12 protein-coding genes are annotated in these 19,399 nt (G+C 68.3%); 6 read left to right on the forward strand and 6 right to left on the reverse strand.

Going from position 1 to position 19,399, the window contains the following annotated elements:
- Positions 1-166 precede the first annotated feature (166 nt).
- From ACZ7EG_RS04345 to drmB, 4 genes are read left to right on the forward strand one after another with little or no spacing between them, the layout of a single operon-like run.
- Complete coding sequence (locus ACZ7EG_RS04345) at positions 167-4,927, forward strand: DEAD/DEAH box helicase (protein ID WP_471072034.1); 4,761 nt, start codon at positions 167-169, stop codon at positions 4,925-4,927.
- Entirely contained in the window at positions 4,924-6,825 is a 1,902-nt protein-coding gene (locus tag ACZ7EG_RS04350; RefSeq protein ID WP_471072037.1) for a UvrD-helicase domain-containing protein, read from the forward strand. Before ACZ7EG_RS04345 ends, ACZ7EG_RS04350 begins: the two co-directional genes overlap by 4 nt.
- Positions 6,822-10,082 carry a helicase-related protein gene (locus ACZ7EG_RS04355; RefSeq protein ID WP_471072040.1) on the forward strand — a complete coding sequence of 1,087 codons (3,261 nt, stop codon included), beginning with the start codon at positions 6,822-6,824 and terminating at the stop codon, positions 10,080-10,082. Before ACZ7EG_RS04350 ends, ACZ7EG_RS04355 begins: the two co-directional genes overlap by 4 nt.
- A complete protein-coding gene (drmB, locus tag ACZ7EG_RS04360; protein WP_471072043.1) occupies positions 10,079-11,941 on the forward strand; it encodes a DrmB family protein in 1,863 nt (620 codons plus the stop codon). The genes ACZ7EG_RS04355 and drmB overlap by 4 nt, the downstream gene beginning before the upstream one ends.
- A gap of 18 nt (positions 11,942-11,959) precedes the next feature.
- Here drmB and ACZ7EG_RS04365 read toward each other — a convergent pair whose 3' ends face one another.
- A complete protein-coding gene (locus ACZ7EG_RS04365; protein WP_471072472.1) occupies positions 11,960-12,607 on the reverse strand; it encodes an ATP-binding protein in 648 nt (215 codons plus the stop codon).
- Between the two features lie 216 nt (positions 12,608-12,823).
- Between ACZ7EG_RS04365 and ACZ7EG_RS04370 the strand changes: the two genes are divergently transcribed.
- Positions 12,824-13,669, forward strand: a complete 846-nt coding sequence (locus ACZ7EG_RS04370; RefSeq protein ID WP_471072046.1) for a helix-turn-helix domain-containing protein — start codon at positions 12,824-12,826, stop codon at positions 13,667-13,669.
- Between the two features lie 35 nt (positions 13,670-13,704).
- Positions 13,705-13,884 carry a DUF397 domain-containing protein gene (locus tag ACZ7EG_RS04375; protein ID WP_471072475.1) on the forward strand — a complete coding sequence of 60 codons (180 nt, stop codon included), beginning with the start codon at positions 13,705-13,707 and terminating at the stop codon, positions 13,882-13,884.
- A 12-nt stretch (positions 13,885-13,896) separates the two neighbouring features.
- Here ACZ7EG_RS04375 and ACZ7EG_RS04380 read toward each other — a convergent pair whose 3' ends face one another.
- The 5 genes from ACZ7EG_RS04380 to ACZ7EG_RS04400 form a co-directional block, all read right to left on the reverse strand.
- Entirely contained in the window at positions 13,897-14,241 is a 345-nt protein-coding gene (locus tag ACZ7EG_RS04380) for a hypothetical protein (protein WP_471072049.1), read from the reverse strand.
- 49 nt (positions 14,242-14,290) lie between these two features.
- Positions 14,291-14,695: a VOC family protein gene (locus tag ACZ7EG_RS04385; protein WP_471072052.1), complete on the reverse strand. Its 405-nt coding sequence runs from the start codon at positions 14,693-14,695 to the stop codon at positions 14,291-14,293.
- Between the two features lie 96 nt (positions 14,696-14,791).
- Positions 14,792-17,506 carry a beta-galactosidase gene (locus ACZ7EG_RS04390; protein ID WP_471072055.1) on the reverse strand — a complete coding sequence of 905 codons (2,715 nt, stop codon included), beginning with the start codon at positions 17,504-17,506 and terminating at the stop codon, positions 14,792-14,794.
- Positions 17,503-18,420, reverse strand: coding sequence for a carbohydrate ABC transporter permease (locus tag ACZ7EG_RS04395; RefSeq protein ID WP_471072058.1), 918 nt, complete (start codon positions 18,418-18,420; stop codon positions 17,503-17,505). Before ACZ7EG_RS04395 ends, ACZ7EG_RS04390 begins: the two co-directional genes overlap by 4 nt.
- Positions 18,420-19,397, reverse strand: coding sequence for a carbohydrate ABC transporter permease (locus ACZ7EG_RS04400; RefSeq protein WP_471072061.1), 978 nt, complete (start codon positions 19,395-19,397; stop codon positions 18,420-18,422). The genes ACZ7EG_RS04395 and ACZ7EG_RS04400 overlap by 1 nt, the downstream gene beginning before the upstream one ends.
- Between the last annotated feature and the right edge of the window lie 2 nt (positions 19,398-19,399).

Here is a 19,399-nt window from a genome sequence, read left to right on the forward strand (position 1 = left end):
TCGCCACATCCTCTTGACGCCTTCACCAGCGGAAAAGCGAAGGTTCAACGCGCCTACACCCCCGGCACCACTGGAAAACACCCGTGGGCCGGCTGCACAAAGCAGCAGCCGGCCCATCACGTACGCTTTCGCCCAGAATCCTTGACACTTCAGGAGTACAGGATCAGTGTCGCCTTCGTTCTCTCCCGTAGTTCAAACCGTCATCGAGCAATCTTCTCGGGTCCTGCAGACGTATGCCGTAGACCCCGGTCTCGTGGCCGAGCACGCCAATGGAGAGCGTCGCATCACCCAAGGCGGATATGGTGATCGTCAGCTCTTCGAACTCGTCCAGAACGCAGCCGACGAGATCTCTGAAGAGCCCGGCGGAAGAGTTCACGTCGTTCTCACAGAAACTCATCTGTACTGCGCGAACGAAGGAAAACCCGTCACTCCTGAGGGAGCGGAAACCATTCTTCGGATGAGCATGTCGAAGAAGCGCGGAGGGCAGATCGGAAGGTTCGGGGTCGGCGTTAAATCGGTCCTCGTCGTGACCGACACACCTGAATTCTTCAGCAGTACGGGAAGTTTCGGATTCGACCGTGCCTGGTCGTACGAGCAAATCAAGAACGTGCCCGGCGTGGCCGCCAGGTACGGCTGTGAATTCGACGCCCCCGTTCTCCGGATGGCGCGTCCCCTTGACGTGCTGGCTGAGCGCGCCGGCGACCCCGTCCTGCACGAGCTGCTGACCTGGGCGACCACCGTAGTACGCCTGCCCCTGCTGCCGAAGACGGACCGGCGTCTGGGCCTGGACATGCACGGCGGGCGCGCCAGGGATCACGGAGAGCCCCGCGACGAGTTCCCCGTGGGCTTTCAGCTCTTCTCACCGCACGTCGCGAAGGTAGTCCTCGAGGACCGTCGTCACATCCCGGCTGTTCGCCGGGTCCTGACAACGCGGCAAATCGGCGATCTGCACACCGTGACCGAGGAACGGACCGGGAAGACCACCACGATCCGTTGGCGGGTCTTCACCACCACCCACACACCCGGTCCGGCGGCACGGGCAGACGCGGGCGAACTGCACGACCGGCTCTCGCTCGACCTCTCCTGGGGCGTTCCAGCCTTGGAAAAGGATTCGGAGAGCGGTCTGTACATCAACTCACGGACCCGTGGCCGCGGTACGTTCTGGTCCTTCTTCCCAACCAAGTACGAAATGTCACTGAGTGGCATCCTCAACGGAGCCTGGAAGACCAACGAGGACCGGCAGAATCTCCTCGACTCCTCCCCGTTCAACCAGGAGATGATCCGGGTCGCGGCGCAGTTGGTCGTCGATTCGCTCCCCTCTCTCGCCCCCGCCGAAGACCCGGCTGCCTACCTCCCGCTACTGCCCGGCCGTGTCAAGGAGGCGATCAGCTGGGCCGACGAGTTCCTGACCCGGGAGATCTGGGATCGCACCGCGGACAGTCCGTCACTGCCCGACCAGGACGGCGTCCTGCGCATCCCGACCGAGCTGCGCGTCCACCCTCGACTCGACAGGGACCTGAAGAGGCTGTCCAGTTGGCTCCGGATGTGGCACGAGTGCCCCGAACGCCCTTCGAACTGGCTGCACCCGAGCGTCGAGGCGGACTCCCTGCGCTCCGGAAAGGTCGAGCACATTCTCGCCGCGGCCGGGCACGGGCGGACCGACGTCCGCGAATGGCTGGAGGCCCTGGTCGAGAGCGGCACCGCTGAGTCGTCGGCCGTGGCCATCCGCATTCTCGCGGACATGATCGAGTTCAGCTCCCCCTACGCCGATGAGGCGCGCAAGGCCCGCATCGTACTGACCGAAGACCACGGTCTCGTCGCCCCGGTGCGTGGCAAGGTGTTTCGCCGCGCCGATCAGGGTGGACTGCGCGAGTCCCTGGTCTACGTGGTCGACCAACTCGCGCAGGACCCGTCGCTCATGCACGCGCTCAACGTCCTGGGCATTCGGGAGGCCGATGTCGAGGGCCGGTTCTTCAGCGTTCTCGACCAGGGCTTCGACCACTACAGCGAGTCGGAATGGGAGCGGTTCTGGGAGCTCTTCCGCCAGGCCGGGGCCCGTCGCGTGGCCCATAAGGTCTTGGAACGAGTGTCCACGCCGCGCTCAACGCTCCGAGTGCGGACTGTTGACGGCAAGTTCCGCCCTGTCGAGAACTGCATGCTGCCGGGTGTTGTGGTCGACACGCAGCGCGACCCGAGCGTCGCCGTCGACATGGCGTTCCATTCCGACGACGCTCCCTTCCTCTCGCAGATCGGCCTGCGAGAGCGACCGTCCGGTGGGGTGCAGCCAGACGCGGACGAGACCTGGTTCGAGGAGTACCGCGCCGCCGTCCACGCCGCCTATCTGCGCGGTCTGGACAGCCGCGCTCCCCGTCCGGCACTGAACCGGATGAGGGTCGAAGGCGCCGCGTTCGGCGGCCCACTGCACCTCTTCCGTGCCCTTTCCGAGGAGTCACGTGCGGCCTTTCTGAAGGTACTGCCCGATGACGCGGTGGTGGACAACTGGACGCGGCAGATCGGCGCGCAGACCAGCACCCGGCAGGCGGTGATCTCGCCGATCCGGTGGATGTTGAGGAAGTACGGCACGGTCGACACCTCGCAAGGGATCAAGCCGCTGCGGGAAGCCGTCGGCCCCCAACTCGCCGCCTACCGGGACGTGCTGCCGGTCGCCGACATCTCCCCCGAGAAGGCCCGCAAGCTGCGGCTCCCGATCACCGTCGACGAGGTTCCTGCCGACCGTTGGGATGCCCTCCTCGACGAGGTGTCCCGTAGCGAGGACGACTCCTTCGTCGGCACCACCTATGTGATGCTCACCCGTTTCGGTGCCGACTTTCCGGAGGACTCCCTGACCCGTTGCCGGGTCGGTGACTCTTGGGACACCCGCCCAGACGAGGAGATCACCCTCGCCGTCAATGCGGCCGAGTACCGGGCGCTCCGTGCCGAACAGTTGCCCGCGCTCCTCGTGCCGACCACCGAGGACGCCGAGCTGATGATCGAGAAGTGGGGCATGCTCCGCTACGCCGATGTGATCAGCCGGGAGACCCGCGAGGTGGTCGAGGGCGACCCGGTGCCGCTCGTCGAGCTGTACCCGGCCCTGCGTCAGCGTCTGCACAGCGGAAACCGCAACAGCCTCGTGCAGCGCTGCAGCGAGCTGGAGGAGATCACCCGTACGCCCAACGGGACTCACGCCACTCCGCTCAAGGCAGTCAGTCAGAACGGCATCGTCAAGGTTCGTGTCCCGCTTGACCCCGAACCGATGCTGATCCTGATCGACCACGAACTCGGGCTCGGGCTCGGACCGGCCGGTTGTCGGGCCGTCCTGGAGCACCAGGACCGCATGGCGCGGGACAGCGCGATGCAGGCCGCGCAGAAGGCCGTACGCGAGACCGAGGACGTGGTCGCCAAGATCGAGATGCTGATCGGGGCGGAGGCGCTGCGTGCCGGGCTCCCTGAAGGACTGATGGATGCCGAACTGCAGGCGACCGACGGCGTGGAGCCGTCCGGACGTCGGGTCGCGCAGATGGCGTTCAACGCGCACGGCGACGGCGTGCTCCAGCAGCACGCACGCGACATCCAGGCGCGCTTCCCCAACGCCCCGGTCGGCTACACGGGTTCGTCGGCAGCCATCGCCTTCGTCTCGGAACTGAGGCTGCCTGTCGCATTCGCCGGCTCGAGGACTCCTTCCCCTCCTGCCTTCGAGACCGTCGAGGGCCCTCAGGATTTCCCGAGTCTCCACGGCTACCAGGAGGATCTGGTCCGGAATATCTCCACCATGCTCGACCGGCTGGCCCCGCAGCGCGGCATGCTGTCCCTGCCCACCGGCGCGGGCAAGACCCGAGTCACCGCCGAGGCCGTGATTCGGTGGGTCAAGCGATTCGGCGACCTCAAGGGGCCGCTGCTGTGGATCGCGCAGACCGAGGAGCTGTGCGAACAGGCGGTCCAAAGCTGGAAGTTCGTCTGGAGCAAGGTCGGAGCGGAACGTCCGCTCACCATCAGTCGGCTGTGGAGCAGCAACGAGGTCGGCAACGTCGTCGAGCACCCCCACCTGGTGGTCGCCACCGACGCCAAGTTGGAGCGGTGCCTGGGCACCGACCAGTACGCCTGGCTGCGACAGGCCGCCTTGGTGATCGTGGACGAGGCCCACACCGCTATCTCCAAGCGATACACCGAGATCCTGGGCCGATTGGGACTCACCCAGTACGAGACCGGGCGCCACCTCCTCGGGTTGACGGCGACCCCGTTCCGCAACACCAACGAGGAAGAGACCCGCCGGCTGGTCAGTCGTTTCGGCAACCGCCGTCTCGACGAAGGTGTATTCCCCTCCGGGGACCCGTACCGAGACCTGCAGAACTGGGGGATGCTGGCCCAGGTCGAGCACCGCACCCTGCAGGGCGGCAAGATCGAGCTGACCCGGGACGAGAAGACCCACGCCGACCGCATGGCGACGCTCTCTCGCTCCGCCGAGCAGCGGCTCGCCGACGACCACGAGCGCAGTCGCCGCATCGTCGACGAGGTAGCCGCTCTGCCCGCGAATTGGCCGACGCTGCTCTTCGCCACCTCCGTGGATCACGCGAAGTACCTCGCGGCCATGCTCAACGACCGCGACATCCGTTCGGCCGCGGTCGACTCGACGACCAGCGCCCAGGACCGTCGCACCCGTATCGAGAATTTCCGAAACGGCCGCATTCGTGTGCTCACCAACTACGGTGTTCTCACCCAGGGCTTCGACGCGCCGGCCACCCGCGCCGTCGTGGTGGCCAGGCCGGTCTACAGCACCAACGTGTACCAGCAGATGATCGGTCGCGGCCTGCGCGGACCCCTGAACGGCGGCAAGGACAGCTGCCTGATCCTCAACGTCAGCGACAACATCGAGAACTTCGACACCCAGCTCGCCTTCAACCAGTTCGAGCACCTCTGGAGCCGTTCGTGACCGACGCCTACCTCGACAGTCCACCGCTCACCGAGGAGCAGCGGGCCGTTGTGGAGCAGCCTTGGGACGCCCGCGTCCTGGTGACCGCCGGCGCCGGGGCCGGCAAGACCCACACGCTGGTACGCCGGCTCGACGCACTGTGCGGGAACGAGGACCTGGAGGAGTCGCTGGAGGCCTCCGAGATCTTGGTGCTCACCTTCTCCAGGGCGGCGGCCCGAGAGCTGCGGGAGCGAATCGCCCGATACGGTGAGCGCGCGCGCCGGGTGCGGGCGCAGACCTTCGACGCCTGGGCGTACGGCGTGCTGCGACAGGCGCACCCGGACAACGACTGGAGCGCGGCCTCATTCCTGGAGCGGATCGAGGCGGCAGCCCGCGCGGTAGAGAAAGGAGCGCTGGAGGCCGGCGACGCCGTGCCCCCCGCCCACGTGGTCATCGACGAGGTGCAGGACCTCCTGGGCGGCCGTCGGGAACTCGTGGAGGCGCTGCTCGACCGTTATCAGGAGAGCTGCGGCTTCACCGTGGTCGGTGACGCCGCGCAGTCCGTCTACGGCTTCCAGATCACGGACCTGACCGAACGCGCCGACGAGACCGGCCGGTTCTTCGACTGGCTGCGTGCCTCGTACCCTGACGACCTGGTCGAACTCCGCCTTACCAAGAACTTTCGAGCGTCCACTCCGGAGGCCCGGATCGCGCTGGCCCACGGGCCGCGTCTCCAAGACGTCACGGATGCCGACGAGGCCGCGGCCCTCTACGAGGAGATGCGCGAACTGCTCCTCGATCCGGCGAACGGCATGGGAGCCCTCACAGACCCGTTCACCCTCGACGGGCTCCGCAACTTCCCCGACGCCTGCGCGATTCTCGCCCGTGACAACCGGCAGGCCCTCGTCGTCTCCGAGCTGCTCCACGAGCACGGGGTGGCACATCGACTGCGGCGCCCGTTGGAGGACCGTCCGGTCCCGTACTGGGTCGCTGAATTGTTGCGCCGCACCGACTCCGCAACGCTCGCCGAGGACCGGTTCGGGTCGCTGTTCGCGGAGATACCTCTGCCGTACGAGCGAACCCCGGAAGCGGTGTGGACCGCGCTGCGCCGGGCCGCCCGTGGCCCGGGGCGAGGCGTCCTCGACCTGGACCGGCTGCGCCGCCTGGTCACCGACGGCCGTTTCCCGGACGAGCTGGCCGATCCCGAGACGGCACGCATCGTGGTCTCCACGGTGCACCGAGCCAAGGGGTTGGAGTTCGACCGGGTGATCGTCCTCGCCCCGCCGACCGTCGCGGAGTTGCAGAAGCAGTTCAAAGAGGAACTGGATCTCCCGGCCGAGGCCCGTGCCCTGTACGTGGCCCTGACGCGAGCCCGTCAGGACCTGTATCACGCGGACAGGCCCGAGCTGCCGATCTTCAAACGGGCCGGTGGCAGGGCGAACGGCCGCAGGTTTCTGGGCGGCTGGAGACCGTACGACCGCTACGGGATCGTCGGCGAGTCCGGTGACGTGTGCGCGGACAACCCTCCCGGCCATGAGACCGACGCCGTGACGGCCCAGTCCTACCTTCTGGAACACGTCGCCCCCGGCCACGAAGTGGTGTTGCGCAGGCGTCATGACCTGCCGCTCGGCGAGTGGCAGAGCCCGCCGTACGCCCTGCTGCACAACGGGAGGGAGATCGGCGAGGTCTCGGAACGGTTCCGGCAGGAGCTGTTCCAGGTGCAGAAGGTGAACCGCACGTGGGACCCCTGGTGGCCCGACGAGATCCACGGGCTTCGGATCGACACCCTGGAGTCCGTCGCAGGCAGCACTGCCGCCAGTGCCAATGCCGGCCTCGGTGACCGGGGTGTGTGGATCGCGCCCCGGATCACCGGAATCGGAAGGTACCGGCGGGCGAACGACGAGGAGCAGCGCGCATGAGCGACACGGAGAACCGGCACGCGGAGCACTACCGGGTTCGAGACGAGGAGCTGCTGGCCGGCCTCCGCCGCGAGCTTCTCGGTCCTGCACCGGACGCGGCTCCGGAGGACCGAGCGGAAATCCTTGCCCGGGATGCCCCGATCGACCGCTATCTGGCCGGTGTCCTCTACCCGAGGTCGGCTGACGACGCAGCCGAGCAGAGGATGCGCGAGGACGACGCGGAGCACGAAGGGTTGGACATGACCCCCGTGCGTACCCGCGACAACATGGAAGAGTCCGGGACGGCGCAAGAGGTCGGCGCCGCCGGGGCTCGCCGGCCCTCCTCCATGGGGCTCACCTTCGCGATCGCCCCGGCCATGAGCGATTCCGTCGTGGTCCACGCGCGGGCCGCCGCTTACCGGCCCACGGACGCGGACGGCAACCCTGTTCCCGCCCGTCGCGCCGAGGCCCGCACCACCTCCGACCAGCAGGAGCACTGGCGGCGTGAGGAACTCGCGCTGCCCGACACCACGGTGGACGTGACCACGCCTGCTCCTGACCTGCGGTTCAGGTTGGCCGACGGCGTCGCACTGCGCGTCAACGTCCGGCGGCCCGACGCGGCGTCGGGCACGGTGACCGTAACGGTGACCCTGGTCAACACGCACAAGGTCGGCGAGCGGGAGCTGCAGGACGCGTTCTCCCTGTTCCAGTGCGGGCTCGTCGTCCGTGCCGCCGACGGATCCAGCGCTTTCGTCGAGCGTCCCGCCCCCGATGTCGCGCACGATCCGGAGGTCGCCACCAGCCGCCTGCTGCACCGCCACGTCCCGACCTTCGCCGTCGGGCACGGCTGCGCCGCCGAGTGGGACTGGGCTCCGCCGCCGATCGGCGTGACGGACTCCTCCGGGCCAGCCGGTGTGTCCGAGGTGCGGAGCGAGTTCGTGCCGACCGTGGAGGTGCTGCTGACCGACTCCAACCCGGAGATCGACAGCTCCGCCCTGTCCATGCTCGGTCTGGCGGAGCAGCCTGACGTGGGGGTCATCTCCGCGCTGGAAGCACTCGCCACGGGCTACGAGCGGTGGATCGACCGCAAGCAGGCCGAGGCCGTCGCCCTGATCGGCGGCGCGTACGACAAGGCCGCCCGCGACCAGGTCGACGCCTGCCGCGAGGCGCTGGGCCGGGTCCGCGAGGGCATCGACCTCCTGCGCACCAAGCCCGACCTGATGCGGGCCTTCCGACTGGCCAACCAGGCCATGGCCGAGCAGCGGGCTCGAAGCGCCTGGGTGAAGAGTGGTCGCAACGGCTCCCCCGCACCCGCCGAGGGCCGTTGGCGGCCGTTCCAGATCGCCTTCGTCCTGCTCTGCCTGGCCGGCATCGACGACCCCGAGCACCGCGACCGCGAGATCTCCGACCTCCTGTGGTTCCCCACCGGTGGTGGAAAGACGGAGGCGTACCTCGGGCTGATCGCGCTCACTTCCTTCCTGCGCCGGATCCGGCTCGGTGCGAGCGGCGGTGGGGTCACCGTCCTGATGCGGTACACCCTGCGTCTTCTGACCCTCCAGCAGTTCGAGCGCGCCACGATCCTGCTCTGCGCCATGGAACGGATGCGTCGCGACAACCTTGGGGAGCTGGGCGGCGAACCGTTCTCCCTCGGCATGTGGGTCGGTGAATCGGCCACGCCCAACAAGCTGAAGGACGCAGGCGACCAACTGGCGGAACTCCACAAGGACCTCGACAAGCGCCTGGCGACCAAGAACCCTGTCCAGTTGCATGGCTGCCCCTGGTGCGGCACCCGCCTGGACGCCCGCGCGTACGAGGTCGACGAGGAAGCGAAGCGCATGTACGTCCGCTGCCCCGGTGCGGGTTGCGACTTCGCGGACGGTCTGCCCGTTCATCTGATCGACGAAGCGGTGTACGACGCCCGGCCGACGTTGGTCATCGCGACCGTCGACAAGTTCGCGTCCATGCCGTGGCGTCCGGCCACCGCCGCCCTGTTCAACCGGGACGACCCGAGCGACCGCACGCCGCCGCCCGAGCTGATCGTGCAGGACGAACTCCACCTCATCTCGGGCCCGTTGGGCACACTCACCGGACTCTACGAGACGGCCGTCGACGAGCTCGCCGGTCGCCCCAAGGTGATTGCCTCGACGGCGACCATCCGACGCGCCGCCAACCAGGGCCGCAGCCTCTTCGACCGCGAGGTCCGCCAGTTCCCACCCGCGGGCCTTGACTCCCGTGACTCCTGGTTCGCGGTGGAGACCCCGCGCGAGGACAAGGCGAGCCGACGTTACGTCGGTCTCCTCGCCCCCGGTACCAGCCAGTCCACCCTGCTCATCCGCACCTACGCGACGCTGCTGCACCGGGCCAAGCAGGCGAAGACCTCGGACGAAGTGCGGGACGCCTACTGGAGTCTGGTCGGCTACTTCAACAGTCTCCGACTGCTCTCCGCGGCCGAACTCCAGGTTCATGACGACGTGGTGGCATATCTGGAGCTGCTGGCCGCGCGCGAGGAGACCACCGTGCGTTCCATCGCCCACTATTCGGAGCTGACCAGTCGCATTGATGCCAGCGAGATCCCGGCCCGCCTCAAGGGCATCGAGCGGGCATTCCCCGACCCGGACGTCGTGGACGTCCTCCTGGCGACCAACATGATCGCGGTCGGCGTCGATGTGGATCGGCTCGGGCTGATGGCCGTGATGGGTCAGCCGCAGACCACCGCCGAGTACATCCAAGCCACCAGCCGCGTCGGCCGCGCCCATCCCGGACTGGTCGCCGTGATGCTCAACTCGACGCGCTCACGCGACCGCTCTCACTACGAGAGCTTCCTGCACTTCCACTCCGCGTTGTACCGCGAGGTCGAGTCGACGTCCGTCACCCCCTTCTCCGCCCGTGCCCGCGAACGCGGACTGCACGCGGTGGTCGTGGCGCTGACCCGGATCCTGATCCCGGAGGCACGGCCCAACGAGGCTGCGGGCAGGGTGGAGTCGTACGAGCACCGCATCCGCGACGAGGTCAAGCCCGTCCTCCTCGACCGAGTGCGCGCCGTCACCCCCGAGGAGGCCGACGCCGTCTCCCGTGCATTCGACGAGTTCCTGGGCTGGTGGTGCGACGAGGCCGACATCCACAACGGCCTGCTCTTCGAACCGAGGAAGGGCAGGCGCACCCCATCGCTTCTGCAGCCGTACGACGATGAGGCCGAGAACGCCGAGGCCTGGCCCACCCTGTGGAGCCTGCGCGATGTCGATGCCGAGTCCGCCCTGTTCATGGAGGCCACCCGATGACCCCGCCCCCCGCGCGCCGTCGCCGCGCCGGCGCGAACGGCTCTGCGCCTGTCCACAACCTTCCGCGTCGCGGCGCGGTCCGTCGCGCCCAGGCGATCACCACCTACGGCGTCGGATCGCTGATCGCGGTCGACCATGAGTCCTTCGTCGTCTCCGGCCTGGACGGGGCTGATGAACACTGGAGCACGGACGAAGCGCCGCGCATCTACGAACGTCGACTCGCTCGCATCCTGAAGGTCGAACACTTCCGGCTGCCGCCCGCGTCCGACGAGTACAGCAAGGACGGCATCCGAGTCCGTCGCTTCCCGCTCATGCACTCCTGCCCGGAGTGCAACGAGTTGCGCCGTCATCGCGACTTCAACCCGCCGCCGGGCAAGAGCCTGTGCGGCACCTGTGAGGCCGACCTGGTCCCCTCTCGCTTCGTGATCGCCTGTGAGGCAGGCCACCTCGACGAGTTCCCGTACTGGCACTGGGTTCACCGCGCCGCAGGGAGCGGCACGACGTCCGCCGGCCAGTGCGGCGGCACTCTCAGGCTGCGCACCTCCGGCCGCAGCTCCTCGCTCCGCTCGATCGTCGTGTCGTGCAGCTGCGGGGTGCCCGAGGTGTCGATGGAGGGCTCCTTCCGCAAGAGCGCTCTCAAGGACCTCGGCCTGCGTTGCCGGGGCACCCGACCGTGGCTCGGCACCTCCGTTCCGGCCGAGAGTTGCAGCCGCGCCGCGCGCACCCTCCAGCGTGGTTCCTCCGCCGTATGGCAGCCGGTGCTGAAGTCCGCGCTGTCCATCCCGCCTTGGAGTGACGGGCGGGCGGACGTGCTCGCCGAGTACTGGGACCGGCTTCGGGAGCTGGACACCAGAGCAGAGGTGGAGGATCGCCTCAAATTCGTCTTCGGAGACGACATTCCGGTGCCCATCGACGAGGTCATGGCGCTCCTCGCCGCGGAACGCGAGGAGGATCCCGCAGCCAACGAGGTGCCCTCTTTCGACCACCGTTACCGAGCCCTGCGCAACAAGGAGTACGAGCGCCTCCGCGCTGGCAACGACGAGCGTGAGCGCTCCCGCAACGAGCAGTTCATCTGTGAGACTCCACTCACCTCCCCGGACGCGCTCGAAGGCACCGGCGTCACCGGTCCCATGCTGGTCAAGAAGCTCCGCGAGGTCCGCGCGCTCAAGGCGTTCACCCGCCTCGCCGATCCCAACTCGGCCACCGAGGCCTATGAAGCCGCACTCTCGGACACTCGTCTGAACTGGCTGCCCGCCATGGAGGTACGCGGCGAAGGCGTCTTCCTGCGCTTGGCAGAGGATCGGCTTGCAGCCTGGGAGAAGCTCACCGCCGTGAGCGACCGCGCCGAACGCGTTCGTAGCGCCCACCAGCGCCTGATGGAGCAGTGGGCCTCCGACCCCACCCAGGTTCAGCCCTCCCCCGCTTCCCCCCGCATGGTGTTGCTGCACACCCTGGCCCACGTCCTCATCAACGAGTGGAGCTTGGACGCCGGCTACCCGGCCGCCGCCCTCCGCGAACGCCTCTACGCCGACGAGGAAATGGCCGGCTTGCTCGTCTACACCGCCACCAGCGACTCCGCGGGCAGTCTCGGCGGCCTGGTCGCCCAGGGCGAGCCCGAAAGACTGGCAGGCGCGATCCGGTCGGCGATCCGCCGGGCCTCCTGGTGCTCCGCCGACCCCCTGTGCGTCGAAACCGAGGCCTCCGGCACCGGCGGGACGAACCTCGCTGCCTGCCACGCCTGCGTGATGCTCCCGGAGACGAGTTGCGAGCACAACAACATCCTGCTCGACCGCGCTCTGCTGGTCGGAACGCCGGAGGATCCCGAGGTGGGCTTCTTCGCGGAGGTACTGCACCCCTGACAACGGCTGGGGAGAACTTCACTCACCTTGACGCGGGGCGGCGTGCTCGGCCTCAAAGCGCATCTGTGCTCGGTCGAGCATGTCGTCCGCGTCTCGGCCGTGAGCTCGGAACCAGTGGAGGAAGTCAGTGATCGCCGCGATCACCGTCTCTTCCGCAGCGGTCGAGGTCAATCTGCTCGCACCCACCCTGTGCCGGGGCTGTGCAGCGGCAGCGTAGTGGCGCAGCAAGGCCTCGGCGCGCATCACGCTGGAGGCTTGAACGTGCCCGTCCGCCGTGGCGAGCCGTGTCGCCAGCTCACACCACGTGATCTTCCGATCCGGGCGTAGCAGCACGCCCCAGCGGTCGGCGACCGCGTCCACGAGAGCCATCCCGCGCCCCTCCTCGGCGTCCGTGTCCGCGTCGCGGAGAGTGGGAAGGGCACGCGTGTCAGGGTCGTGCACCTCGATGCGCAGGTGCTTGCTCTTCATGGAAACGACCAGTGTTGCGGGGGTGCCGGGTCCCACATGGGTGATGACGTTGGAGACCAGCTCACTGACGCACAGTTGAGCTTCGTCGACCAGGTGCTGCAACCCCCAGACACCCAGGTGCAGCCGCATGATCCGGCGCAGGGCCGCCACTTCCGCGGGTTCGGCCGTGAAGGCGATATCCCATGGTTTGCGTGGCATGCATGCTTCCTGACTCACGCGGACCCCTTTCATCGCGGTTGACACCGCATCGACAGCGCAACGTCACGGACACTCACGGTGAGTTGCATCGGCGACCAGAGTGCGGGGAACGCATCCCGTTCTGCAATGTGCAGCAAGGGATTCCCACTTCTGAGTGATTGGCAAGCACACCCCTTGGCGCGAGACTGAACGCTCGCTATTGGAAAGAGGGTTGAGATGGCCGGATCGCCCACGGCACGCCGACGGCGCCTCTCGATCGAGCTGAAGAAGCTTCGAGAGAAGAGCGCCCTGACCTGCGCTCAGGTCGGCGAGGCCCTGGATTGGAGCGGCTCCAAGGTCAACCGGATGGAGACGGGCAGCGGACGCGTCCAGCCCTCGGACATCGACGCCCTGTGCCGCTTCTACGACACGAGCGACGAGCTGCGCGAGTTCCTCAAGTCACTGGCTCGGCAGGCGAAAGTGCGCGGTTGGTGGCAGGTCCACGGCGCCGGCGTGCCCGAGTGGTTCAACATCTACATCGGCCTGGAACAGGACGCATCGACCTTCCGCCAGTACCAGTGCGAGGTGGTGCCCGGTCTCATGCAGACCGAGGTGTACGCGTCCGAGCTTCACAAGGCCGGGGCACATATGTCGGTCGAGGACATCGCGAAGGCGGTACGTGTGCGCATGGAACGCCAGGCCATGCTGCGACAGGCGGAGGCTCCGGACGCCTGGTTCATCGTGAACGAGGGCGCGCTGCGCCACGTCATCGGTGATCGTGCCTTGATGCGGGAACAGTTGGAACGAGTTCTGGAGACGGCGGAACTGCCGACCGTGACGCTGCAGGTCCTTCCCTTCGACTCAGGGACCTGTCCGACCACCGGGTCGTTCACCATGCTGGGCTTCCCGGCCCCCGAGGATCCGGACATCGTCTACCGGGACGGCATTACGGATGCTGTGTACCTGGAGGGCGAGCATCATGTACGTGAGTACACGAGGGCGTTCGACGGTCTGCGAGCGGCAGCCCTGAGCCCTCAGCGCTCGACCCTGTTGATCGAGTCGATCTTGAAGGATTACACGTAGTGATATCGCCTGAGTCCGACGCCAGCAGCCGTCTCGTGTGGTTCCGGTCGTCCTACAGCAACGGTGCCGGAGGCGAGTGCGTGGAGTGCGCGCTCACGAGTCGTGGCGCTTTCGTTCGCGACTCGAAGAGGGTAGAAGCGAAGGTTATTGCTGTGAGCGGCGATGCGTGGCGCCTCTTCATCCAGCCCATGAAGTGCGTCAGCACGAGGCCCTGACCCGGACGTGACCTAGCCCGGCCCCTCCTCGAACCGATACTGCTCCACCAGTTCCTCCCAATCCCCGGCCTCGCCCTCGCTCACAGCAACGGTCCGCGTCTCGCCCACGAGCGTGCGCACCCGCTCCGCCACCTGTGTGGCCCGGCCGCTGGACGTATACACGCCCAGGACGAGGGCGGTGGAGGTGTCGGGGTCCTCGCCGGCGAGGGTGAAGCTCCAGGGGATCTCGCAGGGCGGGGCGTGGTCGGGGTCCGGGCACAGGAGGCGTTCGATCGGGTCCTGGAGTGCCAGTGCCTCTTGTGAGGTCGGGCAGCCGTGGATCCGGATCTCGTACACCCTTGGTTCGTCTTCGTCCATTGGCACTGGCCCTTCCCAATTCCAGATTCCAGATCAGCCGCGCCTCTGGTCAGCCCAGTTCACCCCGCTCGATGCAGAACTCGTTGCCCTCCGGGTCCGCCATCACGACCCAGCCTCGGCCGTTCGGGAGGGTGCGGTCCGTGAGGACCTGGGCGCCCAGGGACACGGCGCGTTCGACCTCCTCGGCGCGGGTGCGGCCGGTGGGGCCCATGTCGAAGTGGATGCGGTTCTTCGTCGCTTTGGCCTCCTCGACTCTGACGAAGAGGAGGCCGGGCGCGCCGTCCGGGAGTTCCACCAGGACCTCGTCATCCCCGGGCTTGTCGATGTCGGAGACGGGGTGGCCCAGGAACTCGGCCCAGAAGCATGCCAGTTCGTAGGGCTCGCCCGTGCAGTCGAAGGTGATGTGGCGGATGGTGGGATGGGGAGTGGGATTGGGATTCGGGCTGGGGTGCAACGGTCGTCTCCCTCACGTTGTCCGGCGCGCCGGCGGCGCTTCGCAGGATGCGTGGGGAGACCCGGGCCTGTCGAACGATTTGGCGTCCTCGGGCGGTCAGTCCGAGGACTCCAGCCGCAGCACGCGAAGCTCCGGAGCGTTCGGTCCGGCGGAGCCGCGCACCAGCAGGGTCAGCCCGGACCAGCCCGGCGGGATCCAGAGGACGTTCGCGTCCCCTCCGGAGAAGTCCGGCCGGTCGCCGACCCAGACCCGGCCCACGCACTCCCCGCCTGCCCATCCGGTCACCCGGATCTGTGTGCCGTCCGGCCGCAGCAGGAGGCCGCCGTGGGACTCCGGCAGGTCGACGTCGAGCCATGCCTCCTCCCCCGGTGCGAGGGTCAGCGGCAGCGGGACCTCCTGCCCGGGGGCGGTTTCGGTGGCGAAGCCGGTCAGCAGGGCGTCGTCCTGTGCGGAACACGTCCAGTCCGTCACCGGGTCCAGGCCGAGCTGTTCGGCACGGAGGCCGCCGCCGCTGGGGTGGTGCGGCAGCGTGACCGAGATGCGGTGCGTGCCCGCGGGCAACAGAACCCACGGATCCTCGGCGTGGACGGTGTGGACGCTATGGGGCGCATGCGGCTCGGGGACGGTGTCGACGGTGAGCGGCTCGCCGTCGGTCACAGTGACCCGCACCGGCTCGACCACCCCTTTGAGATGCAGAGCCACCGCGGTGTCCGACCGGATCTCGCGGGTGTAGGTGACGGGGACGCCGACGCGGGTACTGCTCCAGCCGCCCAGCTCGCGCAAGGGCGCCGGCCGGCCCGCCCAGTGACCGTGCACCGACCACAGCGCCGACACGTCCGTCGTCTCCCGGACCGTCCACACCGTGCCGAGCCCGCGCAGCGCTCCGAGGCGGAGGGCCGGGAGGCGTGCGTCGTCGAAGTTCGCGTGCCCCCAGATCTCCACTACGGCCTCGACGTCGACGGAACCGGTCGCTTCCCGGACGTCGATCCGCCGGGTGGCGCCGAACCCGGCGATCGTCGGGCGCGCCCGGCCGGCCACCGACAGGTCGACGATGTCCGCCGCCCCGACGAGCAGCAGTTCGTCGACGCCCGTGAGATCCGTCGTGGTCCGGTAGGTCCCGCGCCCCCGGTACACACCGAGGGACTCCAGCGTCGGCGGCAGCTCGTGCCGGCCCGCCGCCCGTTCGGGAACGGTGGTGTCCACTCGTCGGCGCGCGCGCCGCACCGCCACGGGCGGCGATGCGGGCCGCGCGGGCGGCGGTGCGTAGAGATGCACGGTGCCGTTCCGGTCCGTGGCGCGCAGGCGTACGGCGTCTGCCGGGGTCAGCGCTACGAGGGTCAGCCCTGCGGCCGTGGCCCGCTGCGGCGCTCCGGCCGCCGGTGCCGGTATCTCGACCCGGGTGTCCCCGACCACGACGGTGACCGGCACCTCGGAGGAGAACACCAGCACACCCTCCCCCGCCGCCACCAGGTCCGCCGACGCCAGAGTGAGCGTCCCTTCGTGGCCCCACGGCCCCAGGGGCACGTCCACCAGCATCAACGGGCACGAGTCCGCCGCGACGGCGACCGGCACCCCGTTCACGACCGCCGTTCCCGCCCCGGCCTCCGCTCCGGCCGCCGTTCCGAGATGCGGTACGGCGAGGAGCCGGCCCCCTCCGCCGAGTCGCAGGGCCGACGGTGAGGAACTGGTCGGGAAGTCGGTGGTGACCGGCGTGGGCGGGGTGGTCGGGGTGGCGAGTGCCAGGCGTGGTCCCAGGGTGTCGATGACGCGGTCGAGGATCTGGGCCTCGGCGTACTCGGGGCGCTCGGTTCCGGTGGAGGAGACGTAGCCGCCGAAGTCGTAGCCGTGGCTCATGAGGTTGCCGGGCCTGCCCCAGTTCCCCGCGGACGGGGTGTATCCGAAGTTCCAGCCGGAGGACTGGAGGTAGGGGGCGATCAGCGAGGCGCCGCTGGCCAGGAGCCGGCGCAGGGTGCGGTGGCGGCGGTTGGTCTCGGTGATCAGCAGGGGCAGGTCGCGCTCCGCCAGCAGCTCGGCGTAGCGCCGCACTTCGGGTTCGATGTGCGGGGAGTCGTCGTCCGGGTAGAAGTTGCACGCCGGTACGACACCGGGGACGTCGCCGGTGGCGCCTTCGAGGTCGCCCTGTCCGGAGCAGGCGATCAGCGGCACGGTGATGCCGTGACGGACGGCCTGGTCACGCAGGGCGGTGAGATAGCCGGTCCGGTCCTCGCAGTCGAAGAAGTCCAGCTCGTTCTCCAACTGCATCATGATCACAGGGCCGTTCGCCGGGTACTGACGCTCGGCGAGGAGCGGCAGCGCCTGGTCGAACCAGGCGGTGACCCGGTCGAGGAAGCGCGGCTCGTGCTGACGGACCCTCAGCTGGGGGTCCAGGCCCAGCCAGGCCGGCAGTGCGCCGCCGTCCCACTCGGAGCAGATGTAGGGGCCGGGCCGCGCGATGACGTACAGCCCCTCCTCCTGCGCGAGGTCGAGGAAGGCGGCGACGTCCCGCCGGCCCTCGAAGGACCAGCGGCCGGGTGCCGTCTCGTGGAAGTTCCACGGCAGGTAGACGTCCACGCAGGTGTAGCCGGAGGCCCGGACCTGGGCGAGCCGGGCGCGCCACTGCTCCCGGGGCAGGCGGAAGTAGAACAGGGACGCGCACAGCACGAGCTGCGGGCCGCCCTCGAAGCGGATGCCGCGGGCGTCGAGCGCGATGCCCTGGTCGGGTGTGGTGGTGGGGTCGGGTGTGGTGCCCTGACCCAGTGTGGTGGAGGGGTCGGGTGTGGTGCCCTGACCGAGTGTGGTGGGGTGGCTCACTTGACTCCCGCGCTTCCGCCGCTGATGTCCATTTCGTACAGGTACTTCTGGCCGAGGTAGTAGACGAGGATCATCGGCAGGGCGAGCAGGATCGAGCCGACCATCACCAGGTTCCAGGGCGGCGCCTGGCCCGCCTGCGAAGTGGCGGTGATGTACTGCACGCCCAGGGCGAGCGGCATCTTCGACTCGTCGTTGAGGTAGATCAGGGGGCCCATGAAGTCGCCCCAGGTGTGGGTGAGCGTGAAGATGCCGATGGCGATCAGGACGGGCCGGAGCATCGGGAACATGATCCGCCGGTAGACACCGAAGAAGCCCAGGCCGTCCATCATCGCGGCCTCGTCGAGCTCGCTGGGCAGCCGGGAGACGAACTGCCGTACCAGGAAGACGTTGAAGGCGTTGGAGAAGAAGTTCGGCACGATCAGCGGCAGGAAGGTGTTCACCCAGCCCAGGTCCCGGAACAGGATGAACTGGGGGATCATCGTGATCTGGGTCGGGATCATCATCGTGGCGATGACGACGAGGAACATCGTGTTCTTGCCCGGCGCCCGCAGCCGTGCGAAGGCGTAGCCGACCAGGCCGCTGGAGAGGACCTGTCCCACCACGGAGAACAGCGAGATGAGCACCGAGTTGAGCAGGAAGGTGCCCACCGGCAGCTCGGTGCCGAACACCCGGGAGAAGTTGTCCCAGTGGAACTCGCGCGGGATGATCGTGAACGCGCCGTTGTTCACGGTGGCGTCGCCGGCCAGGGCGATCGAACCGACGAAGACCAGCGGAGTGGTCAGGACCGCCGCGACGATCAGCAGGGTGCCGTAGGTGAACGGGGTCGCGCGGAACGCCCGTACGGCGGGGGCCTGCCCCTCCGCGGGCCGGTCCTCGTGCCCGCGCTTGCGCACAGGGGTCACCAGGGTCGCCATCACTTCACCTCGGTCTCGTAGAACACCCAGCGCCGGGTGGTGCGGAAGGCGATCACCGTGAACACCATGATCACCAGGAACAGCAGCCAGGAGATCGCCGAGGCGTAGCCCATGCGGTAGTAGCTGAACGCCTGGTCGAACAGGAGCGGCACCATGGTCTGGGCCGCGTCGTAGCCCGCGGGGTTCTTGCCCTTGGGGATGAGGATGTAGACCTGCGAGAAGATCTGGAACGCGTTGATCAGGCCCATGATCAGGTTGAAGAAGATGATGGGCGTCAGGTGCGGCAGCGTGATGCTCCAGAACTGCCGGGTCGCGCTCGCGCCGTCGACCTCGGCCGCCTCGTACAGCTCACGCGGGATGCCCCTCATCGCGGCGAGCAGCAGCACGGTCGCGGCACCCGCGCCCCACGCCGACATCAGGATCAGGGCGGGCTTGACCCAGGGTCCGTCGAGCAGCCAGTTGGGGCCCGAGAGTCCGAACAGGCCGAGGAAGTCGTTGATCGGGCCGTTCGGCGCGAGCACCATCCGGAAGATCATCGCCGTGGCGACCAGCGGGATCAGCGTCGGCAGATAGATCAGGGTGCGGAACAACTTGCGCGCCCTGACCTGCTTGTTGAGCAGGTTCGCCAGCCACAGCCCGAGCACCAGGCCCAGCGGGACCGAGATCGCCGCGTAGTAGAAGGTGTTCCACAGCGCCTTCCAGAACGCCGGATCGTCGGTGAGGATCTTGACGTAGTTCTGGAAGCCGACCCACTTCGGCGAGGTGAAGGAGTCCCAGTCGGTCAGGGAGTAGTAGATCGACGCGATCATCGGCCCGAGCAGGAAGACCAGGAAGCCGATCACCCACGGTGAGATGAACAGGTAGAAGGAGAGCGCCTCACGGCGCCGCCGCTTGGAGAGTTTCGGCTTCCTCGGTGACGCGGGCTTCTTCGCGGCCGCCGAGGACGTCTCGGGGGTGGGGGCCGTCGTGGTCGCCATCG

Source organism: Streptomyces sp. NPDC037100, from assembly GCF_055606225.1.